This is a genomic window from Kitasatospora sp. NPDC058184 (genome assembly GCF_042883725.1).
Lineage (GTDB): Bacteria > Actinomycetota > Actinomycetes > Streptomycetales > Streptomycetaceae > Kitasatospora.
In genome coordinates, this window is record NZ_JBHVVE010000030.1 from 68,554 (window position 1) to 91,668 (window position 23,115).

19 protein-coding genes are annotated in these 23,115 nt (G+C 72.3%); 13 read left to right on the forward strand and 6 right to left on the reverse strand.

Annotated elements, in window-relative coordinates:
* Positions 1–454 precede the first annotated feature (454 nt).
* Positions 455–1,288 carry an RNA polymerase sigma factor WhiG gene (whiG, locus tag ACFVXH_RS36835; RefSeq protein ID WP_079271928.1) on the forward strand — a complete coding sequence of 278 codons (834 nt, stop codon included), beginning with the start codon at positions 455–457 and terminating at the stop codon, positions 1,286–1,288.
* A gap of 184 nt (positions 1,289–1,472) precedes the next feature.
* Positions 1,473–2,057, forward strand: a complete 585-nt coding sequence (locus ACFVXH_RS36840; protein ID WP_117491975.1) for a TetR/AcrR family transcriptional regulator — start codon at positions 1,473–1,475, stop codon at positions 2,055–2,057.
* Between the two features lie 75 nt (positions 2,058–2,132).
* On the opposite strand, the gene ACFVXH_RS36845 is transcribed toward ACFVXH_RS36840, so the two are convergent.
* The gene (locus ACFVXH_RS36845; RefSeq protein WP_387830499.1) at positions 2,133–2,828 is read right to left on the reverse strand and encodes a murein hydrolase activator EnvC family protein; all 696 of its coding nucleotides are present in this window, start codon (positions 2,826–2,828) and stop codon (positions 2,133–2,135) included.
* 665 nt (positions 2,829–3,493) lie between these two features.
* Between ACFVXH_RS36845 and rpsB the strand changes: the two genes are divergently transcribed.
* The 6 genes from rpsB to rlmN all read left to right on the forward strand — a co-directional run bounded on the left by rpsB (position 3,494) and on the right by rlmN (position 9,694).
* Positions 3,494–4,372 carry a 30S ribosomal protein S2 gene (gene rpsB / locus ACFVXH_RS36850; RefSeq protein ID WP_049657635.1) on the forward strand — a complete coding sequence of 293 codons (879 nt, stop codon included), beginning with the start codon at positions 3,494–3,496 and terminating at the stop codon, positions 4,370–4,372.
* Between the two features lie 129 nt (positions 4,373–4,501).
* On the forward strand, positions 4,502–5,341 hold the full coding sequence (gene tsf, locus ACFVXH_RS36855; RefSeq protein ID WP_074001524.1) for a translation elongation factor Ts: 840 nt from the start codon (positions 4,502–4,504) through the stop codon (positions 5,339–5,341).
* 261 nt (positions 5,342–5,602) lie between these two features.
* A complete protein-coding gene (pyrH, locus tag ACFVXH_RS36860) occupies positions 5,603–6,367 on the forward strand; it encodes a UMP kinase (protein ID WP_030056790.1) in 765 nt (254 codons plus the stop codon).
* A 98-nt stretch (positions 6,368–6,465) separates the two neighbouring features.
* Complete coding sequence (gene frr, locus ACFVXH_RS36865) at positions 6,466–7,023, forward strand: ribosome recycling factor (protein ID WP_049657639.1); 558 nt, start codon at positions 6,466–6,468, stop codon at positions 7,021–7,023.
* 263 nt (positions 7,024–7,286) lie between these two features.
* Positions 7,287–8,510: a phosphatidate cytidylyltransferase gene (locus tag ACFVXH_RS36870; protein ID WP_387830502.1), complete on the forward strand. Its 1,224-nt coding sequence runs from the start codon at positions 7,287–7,289 to the stop codon at positions 8,508–8,510.
* Between the two features lie 83 nt (positions 8,511–8,593).
* Entirely contained in the window at positions 8,594–9,694 is a 1,101-nt protein-coding gene (gene rlmN / locus ACFVXH_RS36875; protein WP_074001525.1) for a 23S rRNA (adenine(2503)-C(2))-methyltransferase RlmN, read from the forward strand.
* Between the two features lie 26 nt (positions 9,695–9,720).
* Here the strand turns inward: rlmN and ACFVXH_RS36880 are convergent, their stop codons facing one another.
* The 4 genes from ACFVXH_RS36880 to ACFVXH_RS36895 form a co-directional block, all read right to left on the reverse strand.
* Positions 9,721–10,872 carry a hypothetical protein gene (locus ACFVXH_RS36880; protein ID WP_380741074.1) on the reverse strand — a complete coding sequence of 384 codons (1,152 nt, stop codon included), beginning with the start codon at positions 10,870–10,872 and terminating at the stop codon, positions 9,721–9,723.
* A gap of 60 nt (positions 10,873–10,932) precedes the next feature.
* The gene (locus ACFVXH_RS36885; RefSeq protein WP_049651896.1) at positions 10,933–11,688 is read right to left on the reverse strand and encodes an ABC transporter ATP-binding protein; all 756 of its coding nucleotides are present in this window, start codon (positions 11,686–11,688) and stop codon (positions 10,933–10,935) included.
* A 223-nt stretch (positions 11,689–11,911) separates the two neighbouring features.
* Complete coding sequence (locus ACFVXH_RS36890) at positions 11,912–13,306, reverse strand: aspartate aminotransferase family protein (RefSeq protein WP_049651897.1); 1,395 nt, start codon at positions 13,304–13,306, stop codon at positions 11,912–11,914.
* A complete protein-coding gene (locus ACFVXH_RS36895; RefSeq protein WP_030306695.1) occupies positions 13,303–13,776 on the reverse strand; it encodes an Lrp/AsnC family transcriptional regulator in 474 nt (157 codons plus the stop codon). Before ACFVXH_RS36895 ends, ACFVXH_RS36890 begins: the two co-directional genes overlap by 4 nt.
* A gap of 250 nt (positions 13,777–14,026) precedes the next feature.
* On the opposite strand from ACFVXH_RS36895, the gene ACFVXH_RS36900 reads away from it, so the two are divergent.
* From ACFVXH_RS36900 to ACFVXH_RS36910, 3 genes are all read left to right on the forward strand, one after another.
* A complete protein-coding gene (locus tag ACFVXH_RS36900) occupies positions 14,027–15,520 on the forward strand; it encodes a gamma-aminobutyraldehyde dehydrogenase (protein WP_049651898.1) in 1,494 nt (497 codons plus the stop codon).
* Between the two features lie 144 nt (positions 15,521–15,664).
* Positions 15,665–17,023 (forward strand): aspartate aminotransferase family protein, encoded by a 1,359-nt coding sequence (locus tag ACFVXH_RS36905; protein WP_049651899.1) that lies wholly within the window; start codon positions 15,665–15,667, stop codon positions 17,021–17,023.
* Positions 17,024–17,090: 67 nt separating this feature from the next.
* Positions 17,091–18,293, forward strand: coding sequence for a spermidine/putrescine ABC transporter substrate-binding protein (locus tag ACFVXH_RS36910; protein ID WP_387830505.1), 1,203 nt, complete (start codon positions 17,091–17,093; stop codon positions 18,291–18,293).
* Between the two features lie 3 nt (positions 18,294–18,296).
* Here ACFVXH_RS36910 and ACFVXH_RS36915 read toward each other — a convergent pair whose 3' ends face one another.
* Entirely contained in the window at positions 18,297–19,949 is a 1,653-nt protein-coding gene (locus tag ACFVXH_RS36915) for a PucR family transcriptional regulator ligand-binding domain-containing protein (RefSeq protein WP_074001528.1), read from the reverse strand.
* Positions 19,950–20,261: 312 nt separating this feature from the next.
* Here ACFVXH_RS36915 and ACFVXH_RS36920 point away from each other — a divergent pair, with 312 nt between their 5' ends.
* Positions 20,262–21,773, forward strand: a complete 1,512-nt coding sequence (locus tag ACFVXH_RS36920; RefSeq protein WP_380741077.1) for a gamma-aminobutyraldehyde dehydrogenase — start codon at positions 20,262–20,264, stop codon at positions 21,771–21,773.
* Positions 21,774–21,827: 54 nt separating this feature from the next.
* On the forward strand, positions 21,828–23,078 hold the full coding sequence (locus ACFVXH_RS36925; RefSeq protein ID WP_387830508.1) for an extracellular solute-binding protein: 1,251 nt from the start codon (positions 21,828–21,830) through the stop codon (positions 23,076–23,078).
* The last annotated feature ends 37 nt before the right edge of the window (positions 23,079–23,115 follow it).

A 23,115-nucleotide genomic window follows, 5' to 3' on the forward strand; every position in this document is an offset into this window, starting at 1 on the left:
CGCCACCGGATCGGGGGACGACCGAGTGGCGGTAGCGCTTTGCAGTGAGTTGGTCACGCTACGCTCCACATGCCTTCCCTATCAGCACATGACTCGGCAGAACGGCGCAGACCAACGCATGCCCACACACATTCCCGGACACAGAGTGACCGGTGGCGCTCGGTCCTCGGGAGGGCCGCGGACCGAGCGGCGCCCCGCGTCCGACTACCCGTCCAAGTCGGCGGGGACGATGGGAGGCCTGTCCCGCCAGGGCGGGCGGCCGACGGTGGTGCCCCAGCCTACGGATGCGGCCCGGGGTGCCGAGCCGGCCCCGGGCGCCGGCGCGGCCGACCTCGACGGCGCGCCTGTCGGGGCGCCCGCCGGTGTGCCCCCCGGTGCGGTCGCGGCCGGCGCGCCCCGGCCGCCCGGCAGTGCGCCGGCCCGGGGCGCCACCTCTCCGGCGCTCGCCTCGCCGGTGTCCCCGCTCCGCCGGGAGAAGGCGGCGGACGGCGGCCAGGGGCAGGATGTCCGGGAGGTCGCGGCCCAGGGGCGCACCGCCCTCGAAGAGCTCTGGCGCTCCTACAAGGAGACCGGGGACCAGCGGCTGCGGGAGCAGCTGATCCTCCACTACTCACCGCTCGTCAAGTACGTGGCGGGGCGGGTCGGGGTCGGCCTGCCCTCCAACGTCGAACAGGCGGACTTCGTCTCCTCGGGGGTCTTCGGACTGATCGACGCGATCGAGAAGTTCGACATCGACCGCGCCATCAAGTTCGAGACCTACGCGATCAGCCGTATCCGGGGCGCGATCATCGACGAGCTGCGCGCCCTGGACTGGATCCCGCGCTCGGTGCGGCAGAAGGCGAAGGCGGTCGAGCGGACGTACGCGACGCTGGAGGCCCGGCTGCGCCGGACGCCGCACGAGCCCGAGGTCGCGGCCGAGATGGGCATCGCGATCGAGGACCTGCACGCCATCTTCAGCCAGCTGTCGCTCGCCAACGTGGTCGCGCTGGACGAACTGCTCCACCCGGTAGGGGAGGGCGGCGACCGGCTGAGCCTGATGGACACCCTGGTCGACCACGGTGCGGACAACCCGGTCGAGGTGGCCGAGGACCGCGAGCTGCGCAGACTGCTGGCCCAGGCGGTCAACACCCTCCCCGAGCGGGAGAAGACGGTGGTGACGCTCTACTACTACGAGGGCCTCACTCTCGCCGAGATCGGGCAGGTGCTGGGGGTGACGGAGAGTCGGGTGAGTCAGATCCACACCAAGTCCGTCCTCCAGCTGCGCGCCAAGCTGTCGGACATCCGGTAGGGCGCCGGCAGCCGGGGACCGACAGCAAGGGCGCCGGCAGCGAAGGTGCCGGTCGGAGGGGTGTCTGCCGTCGGTCGTCAGAAGCCGGTCGCCGGGCCCGGGCCCCGTTCCGATGCGCGGCGCCGTACCGGCCGGAGGTAGGGCTCCGTACAGTGGGACCGTGCCGAAGATCCGAGCGGCCACGGTGGCCGAGCATCGCCAGCTCCAGCGGGCAGCCCTCCTCGATGCTGCCCGCATCCTGCTGACCGAGGGTGGCATGGAGGCCCTGACCTTCCCCGCGCTCGCGGCGCGCGCCGGGCTGGCGCGCTCCTCGGTCTACGAGTACTTCCGCTCCCGTGCCGCCGTGGTCGAGGCGCTCTGTGAGGTGGACCTCCCGCTCTGGGCGGCCGAGATCGAGGCAGGGATGGCGAGCTGCGACACCGCCGTCGAGCGGATCGAGGCCTACGTCCGGGGCCAGCTGGCACTGGCCGCCGACCCCCGGCACCGCGCGGTGGTGGCGATCTCGGCGCTGGAGCTCGACGAGGCCGCGCGTGAGCGGATCAGGGCGGCGCACGGCAGGCTGGCCGGTCTGGTCGGCCGGACGCTGGAGGAACTCGGCCACGAGCAGCCCCGGCTCGCCGCGGCCCTGGTCCAGGGCGTCGTGGAGGCGGCGACCCGCAGGGCCGAGCAGGCCGCGACCGGGGGCCGCGCCGGCTGTGCGACCGAGAGCCCCGAGGAGATCGCCGACGCCGCCGTCGCGATGGTGCTGCGCGGGCTCGTCCGCGCCTGAGCCCGGCTCCGGGCCTGCCCTCGGCCCCGGCCCCGGCCCAGGCCCTGACCCGCACCCCACCTCCGGCCCGGCGCCCTACCCGTCCCCGCCGTCCAGTGGCAGCAGCCGGGCCGTGCCCGCGCCGAAGAGGGCCAGCGGGTCGAGGTAGCGGTTTCCGCGCAGCAGCCCCCAGTGCAGGCAGTCGCGCCCGGCGCAGTGCCGCCCGTCCGGAGCGAGCAGTCCGATCGTCTGTCCGGCGGCCACCGGGGTGCCGACCGGGACGGTGCCGGTGACGGGCAGATAGGTGGTCCGGAGCGGGGGAGAGCCCGAGCCCGGGTGGGAGACGGTCACCACCGGCCGTCCCGCCACCGGCCCGGAGAACGTGACCACTCCGGGAGCCGCCGCCCGGACCTCCGCCCCGGGTGCGGCGGCGAGGTCCACCCCCCGGTGCCCGGCGGCCCAGACCTTCGCCGGCGGCTCGAACCGGCCCAGCACCCCGTCCGGGCCACCCACCGGCCAGGCCCGCGCACCACCCCGCCCGGCCTCGCCGCCCGGGCCCGGGACGCCGACCGCACCGACCGCACCGACGGCGCCGAAGCCTCCCCAAGCCCGTGAGGCTCCTGAGACGCCCGAGGCATAGGAAGCCCCCGGCACCGCGAGCACGACCACGAGCACCACCGCCACCCACAGCGACAGCACCCCGTGAGCCCGCCGACCGGCCCGACCCACCTGGCCCACCCCGATCACCCCGATCACCCCGATCACCCCACCGAACCACCCGCGACCAGTCATGCCCGCAGGCTCGCCCCCGCGCTGCCCCCGCACCACCCACATCCGGATTCCTGTGGACAAACCGCCCCCACGCCCGAGCGCCATCCCCCGGGCGGGTGTACGGGCGCCGCCATCCGGTGTACAAACGGCATACCGGCGACGGACCCGGGGCAGGCGGTCGACCGACCCGCGTCCGCCCCCGCACCCGCCTCCGCGCCCACGCCGAGCTCCACCTCCGACTCCACCCCCGGCCGCCCCGCGCGACCCGCCCCGACCCCGCCGCCGCCCCACGGGAACGCTGCCGCAGCCCCACCGGAACCCGCCCACCCCGGCCGTTCCCCGGGCTCCTCCCAGGTCCTCGGCGGGCCCCCGGCCACGCGTGGAGTCGCCCGCCCCTCGGCGCTTCCCGTACACTTCACACGCGACCCGGTCCGCCGGGTCGACTTCGCACGCCCCGCCACCGGCGGCCGGACGCGGTTCGTCCGCAGCCCCGCCAGGTGCGAGTGCCGCTCGGTCCGCCGAGCCCGACCGGCCCCCGGGCCGGAAGGGTGGTAGCGGCTCGGCACGTTCGGGGCGTCAGGCGTGGCTGTCACCTGGCCGCCACGGACAAACCGAGACTGACCCGGCTGTGGGCTATCGCTGCGACGCAGTGCCGCTGCCGGGCCGTAACACCAAGGAGTACGGCAATGGCCGTCGTCACGATGCGGGAGCTGCTGGAGAGCGGCGTCCACTTCGGTCACCAGACCCGCCGCTGGAACCCGAAGATGAAGCGCTTCATCATCACCGAGCGCAACGGCATCTACATCATCGACCTCCTGCAGTCGCTGAACTACATCGACCGCGCCTTCGAGTTCATCAAGGAGACCGTTGCCCACGGCGGCAGCGTCCTCTTCGTCGGCACGAAGAAGCAGGCCCAGGAGGCCATCGCCGAGCAGGCCACCCGCGTGGGCATGCCCTACGTGAACCAGCGCTGGCTCGGCGGCATGCTGACCAACTTCTCGACCGTCTACAAGCGCCTTCAGCGTCTGAAGGAGCTCGGCGAGCTGGACTTCTCGGACGTGGCCGGCTCCGGTCTCACCAAGAAGGAGCTCCTGGTCCTCCAGCGCGAGCACGACAAGCTGGAGAAGACCCTCGGCGGTATCCGCGACATGCAGCGCGTTCCCAGCGCCGTCTGGATCGTGGACACCAAGAAGGAGCACATCGCGGTCGGCGAGGCCCGGAAGCTCAACATCCCGGTCGTCGCCATCCTCGACACCAACTGTGACCCGGACGAGGTCGACTACAAGATCCCGGGCAACGACGACGCGATCCGCTCCGTCACCCTGCTGACCCGCGTGATCGCCGACGCCGTGGCCGAGGGCCTGAAGTCCCGCGCCGGTGTCGCCAAGGGCGACGCCAAGGCCGAGCCGGGCGCCGACCAGCCGCTGGCCGCCTGGGAGAAGGACCTCATCGAGGGCGAGAAGAAGGCCGAGGAGGCCCCCGCCGAGGCCGCCGCCGAGGCCCCCGCCGCCGAGGAGGCCGCTGTCGAGGCCCCCGCCACCGAGGCGCCGGCCGAGCAGGCCTGACGTACCAAGGGTGAGGGGCACCGGCCGGTACGAAGCCGGCAGGTGCCCCTCTCTCCCGCGCCGGGACCGAACCAGCGGTCCCGGCGCATCCCCACGCAGACACGCGAGACGCGAGAAGAGATTCACACCATGGCGAACTTCACCGCCGCGGACGTCAAGAAGCTCCGTGAGCTCACCGGCGCCGGCATGATGGACTGCAAGAAGGCCCTGGACGAGGCCGAGGGCAACGTCGAGAAGGCCGTCGAGCTCCTGCGCATCAAGGGCCAGAAGGGCGTTGCCAAGCGCGAGGGCCGTGACGCCTCCAACGGCGCCGTCGCCGCGCTCATCGCCGAGGACAAGAAGTCCGGCGTTCTGGTCGAGCTGAACTGCGAGACGGACTTCGTCGCCAAGGGTGACAACTTCGTCCAGGTCGCCGACGCTATCGCCGCCCACGTCGCGAAGACCGCCCCGGCCGACCTGGACGCCGCCCTGGCTTCCGAGATCGAGGCCGGCAAGACCGTCCAGCAGTTCGTCGACGAGGCCAACGCGACCCTGGGCGAGAAGATCGTCTTCCGTCGCTTCGCCCAGTTCGACGGTGACGGCTTCGTCGCGGTCTACCTCCACAAGACCAGCCCCGACCTGCCGCCGGCCGTCGGCGTCCTGGTCGAGCTGGACAAGGAGAACGCCGAGGTCGCCAAGGACGTCGCGCAGCACATCGCCGCCTTCGCGCCGAAGTACCTGTCCCGCGAGGAGATCCCGGCCGAGGAGCTCGAGAACGAGCGCCGCGTCGCCGAGGCCACCGCCCGCGAGGAGGGCAAGCCGGAGGCCGCCCTGTCGAAGATCGTCGAGGGCCGCGTCACGGGCTTCGTGAAGGAGAACTCCGTCCTGGAGCAGGCCTTCGCGAAGGACAACAAGAAGACCGTCGCCAAGGTCCTCGAGGAGAACGGCGTCGCCCTCAAGCGCTTCGCCCGCTTCCGCGTCGGCGCCTGAGCCACGTTCCACCTGGTCCCCGGCCCCCTTACGCTGGGAACCGCCCCCGCCCGCTGACCGGGGCGGGAGGAACGCCGAACGGGCTCACCCCGCGCCTACCGCCAACGGGCGGGCTCGCGTCGGCACCATGAACGACGAGGAGGCCATTGCCGTGCAGGACACCGAACCGGTTCCCGCGGCAGTGGCCTCCTCGCGTGTACGCGCAGGCCGGGCATCCGCACACCCGCGTCTGTGACCAGTAGGTGCAAAAAGGAGAAGTCCATGCAGGAGACGCAGGAGACCGCGCAGGACCCCAAGGCCGGCTCGCGCCGCCGGGTGCTGCTCAAGCTGTCCGGTGAAGCCTTCGCCGGTGGTGGCGGGCTCGGCGTCGACCCGGACGTCGTGCACGCGATCGCCCGGGAGATCGCCACCGTCGTCCGTGCCGGTACCGAGGTCGCGGTGGTCATCGGCGGCGGCAACTTCTTCCGGGGCGCCGAGCTCCAGGTCCGCGGCATGGACCGGGCCCGCTCCGACTACATGGGCATGCTCGGCACCGTCATGAACTGCCTGGCGCTGCAGGACTTCCTGGTCAAGGAAGGCATCGAGACCCGGGTCCAGACCGCCATCACCATGGGCCAGGTCGCCGAGCCGTACCTGCCGCTGCGGGCCGTCCGGCACCTGGAGAAGGGCCGCGTGGTGATCTTCGGCGCCGGTATGGGCATGCCGTACTTCTCCACCGACACCACGGCCGTCCAGCGCGCCCTGGAGATCCACGCCGACGTCCTGCTGATGGGCAAGAACGGCGTGGACGGCGTCTACGACTCCGACCCGCGGACCAACCCGGACGCGGTCAAGTTCGACGCGCTGGAGTACTCCGAGGTCATCGCGCGCGACCTCAAGGTCGCCGACCTCACCGCGATCACGCTGTGCAAGGACAACAACCTGCCGATGCTGGTCTTCGAGCTGCTGGCGGAGGGCAATATCGCGCGTGCGGTGAAGAGTGAGAAGATCGGCACACTCATCAGCCAGGATTCTGTCCGGGCCTGAGCAGCAACCAGCCGTACGGGACGGCGTCGGCGCCGTGACCGGCCGCCGCGCCGACACCGGTCGGGACAACAGCAGATGAACCGGACAGGGAGACCACAGTGATCGAAGAGACCCTCCTCGAGGCCGAGGAGAAGATGGAGAAGGCCGTCAGCGTCGCCAAGGACGACCTCGCGGCCATCCGCACCGGCCGCGCGCACCCGGCGATGTTCGCCAAGATCGTCGCGGAGTACTACGGCGCCGTGACGCCGATCAACCAGCTGGCCTCCTTCTCGGTGCCGGAGCCGCGGATGGCGGTCGTCTCGCCGTTCGACAAGACCGCGCTGAAGGCCATCGAGCAGGCGATCCGCGACTCCGACCTGGGCGTCAACCCGTCCAACGACGGCTCGATCATCCGCGTGGTGCTGCCCGAGCTGACCGAGGAGCGCCGCCGGGAGTTCATCAAGATCGCCCGCACCAAGGGCGAGGACGCCAAGGTCTCGATCCGCGCCGTGCGCCGCAAGGCCAAGGACGCGATCGACAAGCTGGTGAAGGACGGCGAGGTCGGCGAGGACGACGGCCGCCGCGGCGAGAAGGAGCTCGACGACACCACGGCCAAGTACGTGGCCCAGGTCGACGAGCTGCTGAAGCACAAGGAAGCCGAGCTGCTCGAGGTCTGATGAACGACGCCCCTGACGCCCCCGGCTACTGGGGCCCGTCCGACCAGCAGTTCCAGCCCTACCGCCCGGCGCCGCACCCGCAGGCCGCCCCTGTCCCGGCCCACCCGGCGTCGGGGTACGGCGCGCGGCCTGCGGCGCCGGCCCCGGGGCATCCCGGTCACCCGGGCGGCCACGCCGTGCCCCCGGGCACGCCGGGCCTCCGTTCGGATCAGCCGCAGCAGCCTCCGGTGTACTGGGGCGGCGACGCGGAGGAGACTCAGGTCATGCCTCCCGTACCGGCCGAGCCCGGCCCGCCGCCCGGCACGCCCGACCACGGTCGGTCGGCCGGCCGCGGCCGGCCCGCGGCCCACGGGCGGGCCGCCACCGGCGGTCCGGCCGACCCTGCCGAGGGGCAGGCCCGGGGGGCCGGTCGGCTGAGCGGCCCGCTGTTCCGGGACGAACAGCCCGAGCCGGCGCCGCCGGGCGTCACGGAGACGGTCGTGCTGCGCGCGATATCCGACGACGCCGCCCCCGCCCCCGGTCACGGCACCCCGCCGCACCCGGGGGCACCGGTGCATCCCGCGCCGCCGGCGAACCACCTGGCGGCCGGGCAGCCCCGCTTCGTGCCGTCGTCCCTCCCAGGGCAGGAGACACCCGTGGCCGCCCAGCCCGCTCCGCAGCCGCAGCCGCGCAAGCAGCGCGGCGGCCGTAACCTCCAGGCCGCCATAGGCGTGGGCGTCGGCCTCGGTGCGGTGATCATCGCCTCGCTGTTCGTGGTGAAGGCGCTGTTCCTGGTCGTCGTGATGGCCGCGGTCGCGGTCGGCGTCTGGGAGCTGACCAGCCGGCTCGCCGAGCGCAAGCAGATCAAGGCGCCGCTGGTCCCGCTGGTCGTGGGCGGCATCGCGATGGTCGCCACCGGCTACTGGTCCGGCATCCAGTGGGCCGCCGCCTCGCTCGCGCTGACCGGGCTGGCGGTGATGGTCTGGCGGATGGCCGAGCCGCCGGAGGACTACCTGCGGGACATAACGGCAGGCGTGTTCACGGCCTTCTACGTGCCGTTCCTGGCCACCTTCGTGGCGATGATGCTGGCGGCCGACGACGGCCCCCAGCGGATCGTGCTCTTCCTGATCGTGACGATCTGCAGCGACACCGGCGCCTACGCGGTGGGCTACAAGTTCGGGAAGACCAAGCTGGCCCCGACGATCAGCCCGGGCAAGACCCGCGAGGGCCTGGCCGGCGGCATCGGCCTGTCGATGCTGGCGGGCGCGCTGCTGATGGAGCTGATCATCGACGGCGGCAGCTGGTGGCAGGGCCTGATCCTGGGCGGCTGCGCGGCGGTCACCGCGACCCTGGGCGACCTGGGCGAGTCGATGATCAAGCGCGACCTCGGGATCAAGGACATGGGCACGCTGCTGCCCGGCCACGGCGGCATCATGGACCGGCTGGACTCGCTCCTGCCGACCGCCCCGGTGGTCTGGCTGCTGCTGGCGGCCTTCGTCGGCAGCTGACCCGCCCGGGCGGGACGTACGAGGTGAGGGCCCCGGACGCCTGGCGTCCGGGGCCCTCGCGCGTCTGCGACACTGGAACAACCATGCCTAAGCCCGGAGAACTCACCTTTGTCGCGCCGCGCGGCGCCAAGCCCCCGCGACACCTCGCCGACCTGAGCCCCGCCGAGCGCAAGGAGGCCGTCGCCGAGCTGGGCGAGCAGCCGTTCCGCGCCAAGCAGCTCTCCAACCACTACTTCGGCCGGATGTCGAACGACCCGGCGAGCTGGACGGACATCCCCGCCGCCAGCCGGGAGAAGCTCACCGGGAGCCTGCTGCCCGAGCTGATGTCGGTGGTCCGGCACGTCTCCTGCGACGACGACGCCACCCGCAAGACGCTCTGGAAGCTGTTCGACGGCACGCTCGTGGAGTCCGTGCTGATGCGCTACCCGGACCGGGTCACCATGTGCATCAGCTCGCAGGCCGGCTGCGGCATGAACTGCCCGTTCTGCGCCACCGGCCAGGCCGGTCTGACCCGCAACCTGTCCACCGGCGAGATCGTCGAGCAGATCGCCTCCGGGATGCGCGCGCTCAAGGCGGGGGAGATCCCCGGCGGCGAGGCGCGGCTGTCCAACGTGGTCTTCATGGGCATGGGCGAGCCGCTGGCCAACTACAACCGGGTGCTGGCCGCGATCCGCCGGCTGACCGACCCGGCCCCGGACGGCTTCGGCCTGTCCCAGCGCGGCATCACGGTCTCCACCGTCGGCCTCGTCCCGGCGATGAACCGGTTCGCCGACGAGGGCCTCAGCTGCCGTCTGGCGCTGTCGCTGCACGCCCCGGACGACGAGCTGCGCGACGAGCTGGTCCCGGTGAACACCCGGTGGAAGGTCGCCGAGGTGCTGGACGCGGCCTGGAACTACGCGGAGAAGTCCGGCCGCCGGATCTCCATCGAGTACGCGCTGATCAAGGACATCAACGACCAGGCCTGGCGGGCCGACCTGCTCGGCCGGCTAATCAAGAACCACCGGGTGCACGTCAACCTGATCCCGCTGAACCCGACCCCGGGTTCCAAGTGGACGGCCTCCCGGCCCGAGGACGAGCGCGAGTTCGTCCGCCGCCTCCAGTCGCACGGCGTGCCGACGACCGTCCGCGACACCCGCGGCCAGGAGATCGACGGCGCCTGCGGCCAGCTCGCCGCGGCGGGCTAGGACAGGCGCCAGGCGCGTGGCGCTGGTCAGCGCAGGCCGGCGGCCGCCAGTGCGGCGGTCGCCCCGCCGGTCAGCAGCAGTGTGCTGCCCACCGCGAGGGTGCGCAGCGCGACCGCGCCGAACAGCAGCCGGGGAGAGGTGCCGAGGCGCAGCAGCGCGTCGGTGACCTCCCGGCGGTCGGTGCGGACCTCGGCGAGCCGGGTGACCACCGCGGCGGCCGCGCAGCCGAGCACCAGGCAGGCCTCGACCGCGGGCAGCGCGTCGGCGCTGTCGGGCGTGCCGATCCAGTAGCGGACGGTGGTGAGCACCAGCGCGACGGCGAGGGTGAGCACGGCCAGCGGTGCGCCGAGCCGCCGGGCCTGGGCGGTGAGCCCGCGCCCGGCCAGCAGCCGCAGCGGGGTGGGCCGTCCGACGGCGAGCAGCCGCCCGGCCCAGCCCAGCAGCGGGCCGGTGAGCAGGGCGAGGCCGAGCGCGCTGGCGGCCCAGCCGCCGAGGGCGGCGGTGCTGGTGCTGCCGAGCCCGGCGGGCAGGTGGATGGGGCGGCCGTCGGCGGCGGCGCCGGGGCGCAGGGCGATGAGTTCGAGCGCGGCGCCGATGACGCCCAGTCCGGTCGCCAGGGCGATCCGCCAGACGCCGAAGCCGGTCGGGGCCTGGGTGCGGCCGCCGGGCAGGGTCTCGGTGACGGGCACCGCGCAGGCGGCGGCGGTGCCGGCGGTGAGCGGGACCAGGGCGAGCAGGGCGACCGGTGCGGCGGCCGGCAGCGGCACGCCCATGCCGAGGTCGGGGGCGAGCCCGGGCCCGGCGACGTCGTTGCGCAGCACCAGGAAGGCCAGCAGGGTCAGCACGCTGCCGAGGGTGGAGGCGAGCGCGACCTCGCCGGCGATCAGCGTCCGGATCCGGTGGGAGCCGGCCCCGGCGGCGGTGAGGCCGGCGATCCGCTCGGGCCGCCGGGCGGGCACCGCGCGGGCGGCGACGGCCGCGAACCAGGCGACGGCGGCGAGCGGGGGCAGGCACCAGAGCAGCCGGGCCAGCGGGCCGGCGCCGCCGGCCGGGTCGCTCATCGCCCGGCCGAGGGAGCGCAGCAGGAAGGCGGCGACCACGGCGGCGGCCAGCGCGGTGAGCAGCCAGCGGCCGAGGTCGGGCACCCGGTAGCCCCGGGCCAGACGGAAATAGAACACGTCGACTCTTTCAGCGGCTCGGCGGCGTTCGGTGGCTCGGCGTTCGGCGGCCCGGCGCCGTCAGCGGCGGGTGGCCGTGACGGCGGGTGCCCCGTTGGCCCCGGGGGCGGTGGTGCCGCGGGGGACGGGGGCGACGGGGGCGGTGAGCCGTCCGTCGACGAGGGCGACGGCGCGGTCCGCGAACCGGACGAGTTCGGCGTCGTGGGTGGCCAGGACGAGGGTGAGCTGGTGGGACCGGGCCGCGCTGGTCAGTATCCGCATGACCTGGTCGGCGGCCTCGCGGTGCAGCGGGGCGGTGGGGTCGTCGGCGAAGACCACGGGCGGCAGCGGGGCCAGGGCGCGGGCGACGGCGACCCGCTGGCGCCGGCTCTGGACCAGCCGCTCGGGGCGCAGCCGGGCGCAGTCGCCGACGTCGAGGCGTTCCAGCCACTCGTCGGCGGCGGTGTAGGCGGCCTTGTTGCCGGCCCCGGCGAGCAGCAGCGGCAGGGCGACGTTCTCCCGGGCGGTCAGTTCGGGCACCAGGTGGGGCTCCGAGCCGACGAAGCCGAAGCGGTCGCGGCGCAGCCGTTCGCGGCCGGCCCGGGCGAGGGTGTGCACGGGGGCGCTGTTGAACCAGACCTCGCCCTCGTCGACCGGGAGCTGCGCGGAGAGGCAGCCGAGCAGGGTGCTCTTGCCGGAGCCGCGCGGGCCGGTGACGGCGAGCACCTCGCCCTCGCGGACGCCGATCGAGATGCCGCGCAGGGCGGGGGTGCCGTCATGGGACTTGACGATCCCTCGGGCCCACAGCACGTCGTTGTCAGGCGGTGCCGCTGACATGAGGATCCATCCTGGGTGGCCGCAGGGATATGACAGTCGTCAGATTAGAACGAGGGGGCCGGGTCGCGGTTGCGGCGCACTGGTCCATCACGGGCAAATCACCCGCATTCAGGCATGTTTGGTCGTACGACTGTGATGTTGAGCGGACCGGGGACGCCGAAGGGCGGCCCCGCGGGGAGCGGGGCCGCCCTTCGGCGGAGGGTGGGGAAGAAGGCTCAGGGGATCAGATCTTCGCCCACGCGTCGGTGAGGCTGGTCCGCAGGATCTGCTCGATCTCGTCGAAGGTCGACTGGTCGGAGATCAGCGGCGGGGCCAGCTGGATGACCGGGTCGCCACGGTCGTCGGCGCGGCAGTACAGGCCGTTGTCGAAGAGGGCCTTCGACAGGAAGCCGTAGAGGACGCGCTCGACCTCCTCGTCGTTGAAGGACTCCTTGGTGACCTTGTCCTTCACGAGCTCGATGCCGTAGAAGTACCCGTTGCCGCGGACGTCGCCGACGATCGGCAGGTCGCGCAGCTTGTCCAGGGTGCCCAGGAACGCCGACTCGTTGTCGAGCACGTGCTGGTTCAGGCCCTCGCGCTCGAAGATGTCGAGGTTGGCCAGCGCCACCGCGGAGGAGACCGGGTGGCCACCGAAGGTGTAGCCGTGCAGGAAGGTGTTGTCACCCTTGTAGAACGGCTCGGCGAGGCGGTCCGAGATGATCGTGGCGCCGATCGGGGAGTAGCCCGAGGTCATGCCCTTGGCGCAGGTGATCATGTCGGGCTGGTAGCCGAACTTGTCGGCGCCGAACATGGTGCCCAGGCGGCCGAAGGCGCAGATGACCTCGTCCGAGACCAGCAGCACGTCGTGGCGGTCGCAGATCTCGCGCAGGCGCTGGAAGTACCCGGGCGGCGGCGGGAAGCAGCCACCGGCGTTCTGCACCGGCTCGACGAAGACGGCGGCGACGGTCTCGGCGCCCTCGTTGAGGATGGCCACCTCGATCTCGTCGGCGCACCAGCGGCCGTAGGCCTCGGGGTCGACCGTGCCGTCGGGGCCCTCGAGGAAGGCCGGGGCGCGGTAGATGTTGGTGTTGGGCGCCTTGTGGGTGCCCGGGACCAGCGGCTCGAACGGGGCCTTCAGGCCCGGCAGGCCGGTGATCGACAGGGCGCCCTGCGGGGTGCCGTGGTAGGCGACGGCGCGCGAGATGACCTTGTACTTGGTCGGCTTGCCGGTCAGCTTGAAGTACTGCTTGGCGAGCTTCCAGGCGGTCTCGACGGCCTCGCCGCCACCGGTGGAGAAGAAGACCTTGTTCAGGTCGCCCGGGGCGTAGTTGGCCAGGCGCTCGGCCAGCTCGACGGCCTTCGGGTGGGCGTAGCTCCACACCGGGAAGAAGGCGAGCTCCTTGGCCTGCTTGGCGGCGGCCTCGGCGAGCTCCTCACGGCCGTGGCCGGCCTGGACGACGAACAGGCCGGCGAGGCCGTCGAGGTACTTGCGTCCCTTGTCGTCCCAGACGTAGGTGCCCTCGCCCTTGACGATCGTCGGCACGGGGGAGTTCTCGTACGACGACATGCGGGTGAAGTGCATCCACAGGTGGTCGTAGGCGGTCTTGGAAAGGTCCTTCTGCGCCGGGTCGGCTGTCATCGGGTGCCCCAGGTGTAGGTCTGTTTCCGGAGCTTCAGGTAAACGAAGCTCTCGGTGCTCCGCACGCCGGGAAGCGCGCGGATGCGCTTGTTGATCATTTCGAGCAGGTGCTCGTCGTCCTCGCAGACCAGTTCGGCCAGGAGGTCGAACGAGCCTGCGGTGCAGACGACGTAGTCGACCTCGTCGAGGGCGGCCAACGCGTCGGCGACGGGTTCGATGTCGCCCTCGACCCGGATGCCGACCATCGCCTGGCGGGTGAAGCCGACGGTGAGCGGGTCCGTGACGGCGACGATCTGCATCACGCCCTGGTCGAGCAGCTTCTGGACGCGCTGCCGCACGGCCGCCTCGGACAGGCCGACGGCCTTGCCGATGGCGGCGTACGGGCGTCGCCCGTCCTCCTGGAGCTGCTCGATGATCGCCTTGGAGGCGGCGTCGAGGGGAACGCTGGCGTTCCGGTCGCGGTTGGCCACGCGGCCACTGTGCCTGATCGTTCGCGCGTTCGCAAGCGTGGAAGCTGCTGATTTCGTCGTGATCTTGGAAAACGTATGCGGATTTCATTGCCAGAGCGCACTCCGCCTGTCGATACCAGCAGTCGTGCGGCTACCCTGGCACCGTACGCGCGCGCCCCCGAGGGCCGGTGCGCGTACCGCCACCAGTGGACCGCGCCGCTCCGGGTGCGGCCACTCGGGACCCTTCGTACGCCGGACCCGCCGACGTACCATGGCGCCGGAATCTGCAACGCCGCAGGCCCAGACCGAGGAGAGATCCGTGAGCGACCTTCGCACGCTGCGCAACTACATCAACGGTGAGTTCGTCGACGCGGTCGACGGCCGCACGCTCGACATCGTCGACCCGACCACCGGCGAGGTCTACGCGACGTCGCCGCTGTCCGGTGCCGCTGACGTGGACGCCGCCATGGCCTCGGCCGCCGCCGCGTTCCCGATCTGGCGCGACTCCACCCCGAGCACCCGGCAGAAGCTGCTGCTCAAGATCGCCGACGCGGTCGAGGCCCGCGCCGACGAGATCGTCGACACCGAGGTGCGCAACACCGGCAAGCCCCGCGCGCTGACCCTCTCCGAGGAGATCGGCCCGATGGTGGACCAGATCCGGTTCTTCGCCGGTGCGGCCCGCATGCTGGAGGGCAAGGCCGCCGGTGAGTACATGGACGGGATGACCTCGATCATCCGCCGCGAGCCGGTCGGCGTCTGCGCCCAGGTCGCGCCGTGGAACTACCCGATGATGATGGCCGTCTGGAAGTTCGCCCCGGCCATCGCCGCGGGCAACGCCGTCGTGCTGAAGCCCTCCGACACCACCCCGGCCTCCACCGTGCTGCTGGCCGAGATCATCGGCGGCGTGCTCAAGGAGCTGGAGCTGCCGGCCGGCGTCTTCAACGTCATCTGCGGCGACCGCGAGACCGGCAAGCTGATGGTCGAGCACAAGACCCCGGCGATGGCCTCCATCACCGGCTCGGTGCGCGCCGGCATCTCGGTCGCCGAGTCCGCCTCCAAGGACGTCAAGCGCGTCCACCTGGAGCTGGGCGGCAAGGCCCCGGTCGTGGTCTTCGAGGACGCCGACATCGCCGAGGCCGTCGAGGGCATCTCGGTGGCGGGCTACTTCAACGCCGGCCAGGACTGTACGGCCGCCACCCGCGTGCTGGTCCACGAGTCGATCCACGACGCCTTCGTCGAGGCGCTGGCCAAGGCCGCGGCCGAGACCAAGACCGGCGGCGTGGACGACGAGGACGTGCTGTACGGCCCGCTGAACAACGCCAACCAGCTGAAGCAGGTCTCCGGCTTCATCGAGCGGCTGCCCGCCCACGCCAAGGTCGAGGCCGGTGGCCACCGGGTCGGCGACAAGGGGTACTTCTACGCCCCGACCGTCGTCTCCGGCCTGAACCAGGACGACGAGATCATCCAGAACGAGGTCTTCGGCCCGGTCATCACCGTGCAGAAGTTCACCGACGAGGACCAGGCCGTCGAGTACGCCAACGGCGTCGAGTTCGCGCTGGCCTCCTCGGTGTGGACCAAGGACCACGCCCGCGCCATGCGGATGTCGCGCCGCCTGGACTTCGGCTGCGTCTGGATCAACACCCACATCCCGCTGGTCGCCGAGATGCCGCACGGCGGCTTCAAGAAGTCCGGCTACGGCAAGGACCTGTCGGCGTACGGCTTCGAGGACTACACCCGGGTGAAGCACGTCATGACCGCGATCTGATCAATTGATCACCGGCTGAACCGACCATGGGCCCGGGTCTTCTCGACCCGGGCCCTGTGTCTTTGCACCCTGTCGACGGTTGGCGCGACCGGCTGACACGATGGAACTGCCCTTCGGGGACGGGCCCGCCCTAGCCTTACCGGCATGAGCATTCCCACCGCTGACTCAGCCGCCGGCCAGGCCGTCAAGGCCGTCGACCGCGCGCACGTCTTCCACTCGTGGTCCGCCCAGGCGCTGATCGACCCCCTCGCGGTGGCCGGCGCCGAGGGCTCGTACTTCTGGGACTACGACGGCAACCGCTACCTCGACTTCTCCTCGCAGCTGGTCAACACCAACATCGGCCACCAGCACCCGAAGGTGGTCGCCGCGATCCAGGAGCAGGCGGCGAAGCTCTGCACCATCGCCCCCGGCTTCGCGGTCGAGGCGCGCAGCGAGGCCGCCCGGCTGATCGCCGAGCGCACCCCCGGCGACCTGGACAAGATCTTCTTCACCAACGGTGGCGCCGAGGCCAACGAGAACGCCATCCGGCTGGCCCGGCTGCACACCGGCCGGCAGAAGGTGCTGTCCACCTACCGCTCGTACCACGGCGCCACCGCCAACGCGATCGCCCTCACCGGCGACCCGCGGCGCTGGCCCAACGAGAGCGGCGTCTCCGGCGTGGTGCACTTCTGGGGGCCGTACGCCTACCGCTCCAACTTCCACGCCGAGAACGAGGCGCAGGAGTGCGAGCGCGCGCTGGAGCACCTGGAGCAGGTGATCGCGTTTGAGGGGCCCGGCACCGTCGCGGCGATCATCCTGGAGACCGTGGTCGGCACCGCGGGCATCCTGGTCCCGCCGGCCGGCTACCTGGCCGGGGTGCGGGAGATCTGCGACCGCTACGGGATCGTGTTCATCCTGGACGAGGTGATGGCCGGCTTCGGCCGCACCGGCGAGTGGTTCGCCGCCGACCACTGGGGCGTCACCCCGGACCTGCTCACCTTCGCCAAGGGCGTCAACTCGGGCTACGTGCCGCTGGGCGGCGTGGCGATCAGCGCCGAGATCGCGGCCACCTTCGCCGAGCGGCCCTTCCCCGGCGGGCTCACCTACTCCGGCCACCCGCTGGCCTGCGCCTCCGCGGTGGCGACCATCACCACCATGGCGGAGGAGGGCATCGTCGAGAACGCCAAGCACATCGGCGAGACGGTGCTCGGCCCCGGCCTGCGCGAGCTGGCCGAGCGGCACCCGTCGATCGGCGAGGTCCGCGGCCTCGGCGTGTTCTGGGCGCTCGACCTGGTGAAGAGCCGGGAGACCCGCGAGCCGCTGGTGCCCTACAACGCGGCCGGCGCCGCCAACGCGCCGATGGGTGAGCTGGCTGCGGCCTGCAAGCAGCGCGGGCTCTGGCCGTTCGTCAACATGAACCGCTTCCACGTCGTCCCGCCGTGCACCGTCACCGAGGAGGAGGCCAAGACCGGCCTCGCGGTCCTGGACGAGGTGCTGTCGCTCACCGACGCGCACACTGTCTGACGTACCAACCAGGACGGCCCCGAGCACCCGCGTGCCCGGGGCCGTCCCACGCTCCGGAAGGCCGCTCATGCCCAGCAGCTCCACCCTGACCCGCCGTCCTCCCGCCTCCAGCCCCGTCCGCCGGCGTTCCGTGCTCGGCGGGGCCGCGCTGCTCGGCGCCGGCGTGCTGACCGGTTGCGGCATCCCGGCCGCGTACGTGGCCGAGGACCGCCGCTCGGCGCCGGACCGTTCGGAGGGCGACAAGCGGCTCGTCTTCTCCAACTGGACGCAGTACATCGACACCGACGACGCGGGCGGGCGCCCCACCCTGGACGCCTTCAGCGAGAAGACCGGGATCGCGGTCGGCTACACCGAGGACATCAACGACAACGACGAGTTCTTCGGCAAGATCAGCCCGGTGTTCACCCAGGGCGCCGCCCCCGGCCGGGACCTGATGGTGATCAGCGACTGGATGGCCGGGCGGTACGTCTCGCTGGGCTGGGTGCAGGCCATGGACCGGGCCAACCTGCCCAACGTCACGGCCAACCTGGACCCGCAGCTGGCCGACCCGGCCTTCGACCCCGGGCGCCGGCGCAGCGTGCCGTGGCAGTCCGGGATCACCGGCATCGCCTACAACCGCAAGGCGCTCGGCCGGGAGATCAGGTCCACCGCCGACCTGTGGGCGCCCGACCTCAAGGGCCGGGTCACGCTGTTCGCCGGGCTGGACGAGGCGCTCGGGCTGCTGATGCTCTCCCAGGGCGCGGACATCGCGAAGTTCACCGACGACGACGCGCGCCGGGCGATGGACCTGGTGCAGAAGACGGTGGACAGCGGCCACGTCCGGCGCTTCACCGGCAACGACTACACCAGCGACCTCGCCTCCGGTGCGGCGCTCGCCTGCCAGGCCTACTCCGGCGACGCCGTCCAGCTCACCGCCGAGAACCCGGACATCGAGTTCGTGGTGCCGGAGGAGGGCGGCGAGCTGTGGGCGGAGAGCCTGATGATCCCCAACCGGGCCGCCCACAAGCGCAACGCCGAGCTGCTGATCGACTACTACTACCAGCCCGAGGTGGCCGCCGAACTCGCCGCGTTCGTCCAGTACATCTGCCCGGTGCCGGCCGCCCGCGAGGTGCTGGCGGCCAGCGGCGACAAGGAGAAGGCCGAACTCGCCGAGAACCCGCTGGTGTTCCCGACCGACGGGATGCGCGCCCGGCTGCACACCATGCGCGACGTCACCTCGGCCGAGCGGCCCGAGCTGCACAAGGTCTGGGGGCGCATCACCGGGGTGTGACCGCTACCGCCGGACGGCGTCCAGGGCGAGCAGCGCCACGTGCAGGGAGAGGCAGGACTCCACCTGGTCGAGGTCGACGCCGAGGATCCGCTCGACCTTGTGCAGCCGGTCGTAGAAGGACGGCCGGGACAGGTGCGCGGCGTCCGCGGCGGCCGACTTGTTCCGGCCCTGCTCCAGGTAGATCCGCAGCATCTGCACCAACTGGCCGTTGTGCTCGGCGTCGTGGGCCAGCAGCGGGCCCAACTCCCGCTCCACGTACGTCTGCAGCCGGGCGTCGTCGCGCAGCAGGTGGAGCAGGCCGCGCAGCCGGACGTCCGGCAGGCGGTAGTAGGAGGAGCTGCGGCCGCCGGGCGCGTCGTGCAGGGCGGCGTCGGCGACCTGGGTGGCCTCCAGCAGGGTGCGCCGGGCGTCGCGCACCGAGCCGACCGAGGAGCCGACCGCGACCACCGGGCCCGCCGGGTCGCCGCCCTCCCGTCCGGCCTCGGCGGACATCCGGCGCAGCGCGGCGGAGAGGGCGTCCAGCGAGGCGTGCTCGTCCTGCTGGGTGCCGAGCGTGATCAGCAGCCCGACGGCCTCGTCGTCCAGCGCGCCGACCAGGGCGGTCAGCCGGCAGGCCCGGACGGCGCCGGCGGCCAGCTCGGTGAAGTCGCGCAGCCGGGCCTGCGCCTCCAGCGCGGCCGGGATCGGGCCGCGCCGCTGCCGCAGCACCACGCCGACCAGCCGGCGGCCCTCCAGCGGGATGCCGAGGGCCTGGGCGCGCAGCGCCGCCTCGGAGACGGTCAGCGCGTGGGTGAGGATGCCGGACAGCAGGGTGCGGTGGGTCTGCCGCTCCAGGCTCTCCCGGTCGCGCACCACCAGCCGGTTGAGCGCCAGCGCGGAGGCGCCGCGCTCCAGCAGCATGGTGTGCGGGTGGGCCTCGCCCTCGGGCAGCGGGCCGGGCTCCTGCACCAGCACCAGCCGGCCCCAGTCCTGGCCGCGGGCTCCGACGGTGGTGACCAGCCAGCCGCTGCGCGGGTCGTGGCCGGTGCGTCCGGCCGGACGGACGCCGCGCGAGCGGCGCTCCCAGTCCTCCAGCACCTCGGCCTCCGGGCGTCCGGCGGCGTCGTGGGCGAGCACCTGGTGGGCCAGGTTCTCCAGGACGACCGGGGCGCCGGCCATCCGGGACACCTGGCGGATCACCTCGGGCGGCTCGGCGCCCTCCACCACCAGCTCGTTGAAGACCTGGTGGACCGACTCGGAGATCCGCAGCTGCTCCAGCTGGGAGTTGACCACCAGGGCGTGCACGGCCTCGGTGACGGCGACGAAGCGCAGCTCGCGGCGGAGCGTGATCAGCGGCAGTCCGCGCTGCTCGGCGGCGTTGACCAGGGCGCGGGGGAGCGAGTCGAAGTAGCGCCGCCCGAACTCGACGACCAGGCCGGCCACCCCGACCTCGTCCAGCTCGCGCACGTAGCGGGCCAGGCCCTCGCGGTCCTCGGGCAGGGCGATGCCGGTGGTCAGCACCAGTTCGCCGCCGCGGAGCATCCCGGCGACGTCGGGCAGTTCGCTGACGTGGACCCAGCGGACCGGCCGCTCCAGGTGGTCGGCGCCGGCCACCACCTGGGGCAGGCCGCGCCGCATCACGTCGAGGTCGAGGACTCGGGCGACGGTGGGGAGCATCGCGGGCCTCCGGGGCTGTGGAGAGCGGAGCCGGGGCTCCGGGCGTTCTGGTTTCGGGTGACGCGGTCAGGGTGACGCGGTCGGGGTGTGCGGTCAGGGGCGTGCAGTCAGGGTGTCAGGTAAATCATCCATCCCCCCGACGACCTGTTGCCCTGCCCGCACCCTTGCACCCTGTAAGGCCCTTCGTGCCGAGGTTGTCGAAGTGACCCTTGTCACCCCAACCCCGCAGCAGGCAAGGTCAGCGGGACCGCAGACCCCCACCGCGGACGCGTGACCCCGCAGCGGTCGAACCACGGCACTTGGAGGAACCAGATGGACCTGACCGACTTCGGCCCGGGCGCGCAGTACATCGCGGGACGCCAGACCAGGGGGAGCGGCGAGCCCTTCCAGGTCGTCAACCCCGCCGACGGCAGCGTGGTCGAGCAGGTCGCGCTGGCCACCGCCGGGGACGTGGACACCGCCGTCGCCGCCGCCCGGGCGGCCCTGCCCGGCTGGTCCTCGGCCACCCCCGGTGCGCGCTCCGAGGCGCTCACCCGGCTGGCCGCCGTGCTGGCCGGGGCGGCCGACGACCTGGCCCGGGTGGAGACCGCGCAGACCGGCAAGCCGGTCAAGCTGGCCACCGAGTTCGACGTGCCCGGCACCGTCGACAACGCCGCCTTCTTCGCCGGCGCCGCCCGCAACCTGGAGGGCAAGGCGGCCGGCGAGTACTCCGGTGACCACACCTCGTACGTGCGGCGCGAGGCGGTCGGCGTGGTCGGCTCGATCTCGCCGTGGAACTACCCGCTGCAGATGGCCGCCTGGAAGATCCTCCCGGCGATCGCCGCGGGCAACACCATCGTGCTCAAGCCGGCCGAGCTGACCCCGCTGACCTCGCTGATGTTCGCCCGGGCCTGCACCGCCGCCGACATCCCGGACGGCGTGGTCAACGTGGTCACCGGCGCCGGGCGCACCGCGGGCGAGCACCTGGTCGGGCACCCGGACGTCGCGATGGTCTCCTTCACCGGCTCCACCGGCGTCGGCAAGCGGGTCGCCGAGATCGCCACCGCGGGCGTCAAGCGCACCCACCTGGAGCTCGGCGGCAAGGCCCCGTTCGTGGTCTTCGACGACGCCGACCTGGACGCCGCGGTGCACGGAGCGGTCGCGGCCTCGCTGATCAACGGCGGCCAGGACTGCACCGCCGCCACCCGCGCCTACGTCCAGCGCCCGCTGTACGACGCCTTCGTGGCCGGGGTGGCCGAGCTGTACGCGGCGATCCGGATCGGCGACCCGCTGAACCCGCGCACCGACCTCGGCCCGCTGGTCTCGTACGCCCACCGGGACCGGGTGGCCGGCTTCGTGGAGCGCGCCCGCTCGTACGCCACCGTGGTCACCGGCGGCCGGGCCCCGGAGAAGGGCCACGACGGCACCGACCTCACTCGGGGCGCGTACTACCGGCCGACCCTGATCACCGGCGCGGCCCAGGACAGCGAGGTCGTGCAGGGCGAGATCTTCGGCCCGGTGCTGGTGGTGCTGCCCTTCGACGGCGACGACGAGGGCCTGCGGCTGGCCAACGACACCCCGTACGGGCTGGCCGCCTCCGCCTGGACGAGCAACGTGCACCGCTCGCTGCGCGCCACCCGGGAGATCGCGGCCGGCTGCGTCTGGGTCAACGACCACATCCCGATCATCAGCGAGATGCCGCACGGCGGCTACAAGGCGTCCGGCTACGGCAAGGACATGTCCCAGTACTCGCTGGACGAGTACACCCAGGTCAAGCACGTCATGTTCGACACCACCGCGGTGGCCCGCAAGGACTGGCACCGCACCGTCTTCGGAGACAGATAACCCCCGGACCACGCGGGTGCCCCCACACCCCATCTCCCCCAGGAGGCCCGTTCCATGGCGTTCAACGAGCTCACCGACGGTCTGCCCGAACCGGTCCGAAGGGCCTGGGAACGCAGTCTGACCAGCGGCCGGGCCGCGCTCGGCCGCCGCACCCTGCTGCGCGCCGCCGCGCTGAGCGCCGGAGCGGGCACCCTGGCCGCCTGCGGGATCCCGGCGGCCCCCCGGGCGACCGGCGACTCGACCGCGAACGCCGCCAAGGACCTCTCGGAGACGCAGAAGGAGGTCGCCTTCTCCAACTGGCCGCTGTACGTGGACACGGACGAGAAGGACAAGGAGAAGCACGGCACCCTGGAGGCCTTCACCGAGGCCACCGGGATCAAGGTGAAGTACAACGAGGACGTCAACGACAACGTCGAGTTCTTCGGGAAGATCAAGCCGCAGCTCGCCTCCGGCCAGGACACCGGCCGTGACCTGATGGTGCTCACCGACTGGATGGCCGCCCGGCTGATCCGGCTCGGCTGGGTGCAGAAGCTCAACCCGGCGAACGTCACCACCGCGATCACCACCATCGAGTCGCGCTTCCGCGCCCCCGACTGGGACCCGGGGCGGCTCTACTCCTACCCGTGGGCCGGCATCCAGACCGTCGTCGCGTACAACCGGAAGGCGACCAGGGGGAAGGAGGTCACCAGCGTCTCCCAGCTGCTGGACGACCCCGACCTCAAGGGCCGGGTCACCTTCCTCTCCGAGATGCGCGACAGCATCGGGATGGTCCTGCTGGACCAGGGCAGGAGCACCGAGAGGTTCACCGCCGACGACTTCGACGGCGCGGTCGCCCGCCTCCAGAAGGCCATCGACAGCAAGCAGATCCGCCGCTTCACCGGCAACGACTACGGCCAGGAGCTCTCCGCCGGCGACATCGCGGCCTGCATCGCCTGGGGCGGCGACCTGATCCAACTGCGCGCCGACAACCCGGACATCGAGTTCGTCATCCCGGAGAAGGGCTACATCGCCTCGACCGACAACATGCTGGTCCCGGCCAGGGCCCAGCACAAGGCGAACGCGGAGAAGCTGATCGACTTCTACTATCAGCCGAAGATCGCGGCGCAGCTGGTCGCGGGCATCGGCTTCGTCTCCGCCGTCACCGGGATGAAGGACGAGCTCGCCGGCATCGCCCCGGACACCGCGGCCAACCCGCTGGTCGTACCCACCCCCGAGATGGCGGGCAGGGCGCACGTGTTCCGCACGCTCTCCGAGAGCGAGGAGAGCGACTTCGAGCAGAAGTTCTCCAAGCTCATCGGCGCCTGACCCCCGCTCCCGGCAGAGAATCCCAGGAAGACACCAC

What these genes read in the sequence shown, in the direction of transcription:
- ACFVXH_RS36885 (WP_049651896.1), bottom strand. Translation starts at nt 11,688, where the DNA reads ATGTCAGCGGCACCGCCTGACAACGACGTGCTGTGGGCCCGAGGGATC.
- ACFVXH_RS36905 (WP_049651899.1), top strand. Translation starts at nt 15,665, where the DNA reads ATGAGCATTCCCACCGCTGACTCAGCCGCCGGCCAGGCCGTCAAGGCC.
- tsf (WP_074001524.1), top strand. Translation starts at nt 4,502, where the DNA reads ATGGCGAACTTCACCGCCGCGGACGTCAAGAAGCTCCGTGAGCTCACC.
- ACFVXH_RS36845 (WP_387830499.1), bottom strand. Translation starts at nt 2,828, where the DNA reads ATGACTGGTCGCGGGTGGTTCGGTGGGGTGATCGGGGTGATCGGGGTG.
- ACFVXH_RS36900 (WP_049651898.1), top strand. Translation starts at nt 14,027, where the DNA reads ATGGCGCCGGAATCTGCAACGCCGCAGGCCCAGACCGAGGAGAGATCC.
- ACFVXH_RS36925 (WP_387830508.1), top strand. Translation starts at nt 21,828, where the DNA reads ATGGCGTTCAACGAGCTCACCGACGGTCTGCCCGAACCGGTCCGAAGG.
- rpsB (WP_049657635.1), top strand. Translation starts at nt 3,494, where the DNA reads ATGGCCGTCGTCACGATGCGGGAGCTGCTGGAGAGCGGCGTCCACTTC.
- ACFVXH_RS36890 (WP_049651897.1), bottom strand. Translation starts at nt 13,306, where the DNA reads ATGACAGCCGACCCGGCGCAGAAGGACCTTTCCAAGACCGCCTACGAC.
- rlmN (WP_074001525.1), top strand. Translation starts at nt 8,594, where the DNA reads ATGCCTAAGCCCGGAGAACTCACCTTTGTCGCGCCGCGCGGCGCCAAG.
- ACFVXH_RS36910 (WP_387830505.1), top strand. Translation starts at nt 17,091, where the DNA reads ATGCCCAGCAGCTCCACCCTGACCCGCCGTCCTCCCGCCTCCAGCCCC.
- ACFVXH_RS36920 (WP_380741077.1), top strand. Translation starts at nt 20,262, where the DNA reads ATGGACCTGACCGACTTCGGCCCGGGCGCGCAGTACATCGCGGGACGC.
- pyrH (WP_030056790.1), top strand. Translation starts at nt 5,603, where the DNA reads ATGCAGGAGACGCAGGAGACCGCGCAGGACCCCAAGGCCGGCTCGCGC.
- ACFVXH_RS36870 (WP_387830502.1), top strand. Translation starts at nt 7,287, where the DNA reads ATGCCTCCCGTACCGGCCGAGCCCGGCCCGCCGCCCGGCACGCCCGAC.
- ACFVXH_RS36915 (WP_074001528.1), bottom strand. Translation starts at nt 19,949, where the DNA reads ATGCTCCCCACCGTCGCCCGAGTCCTCGACCTCGACGTGATGCGGCGC.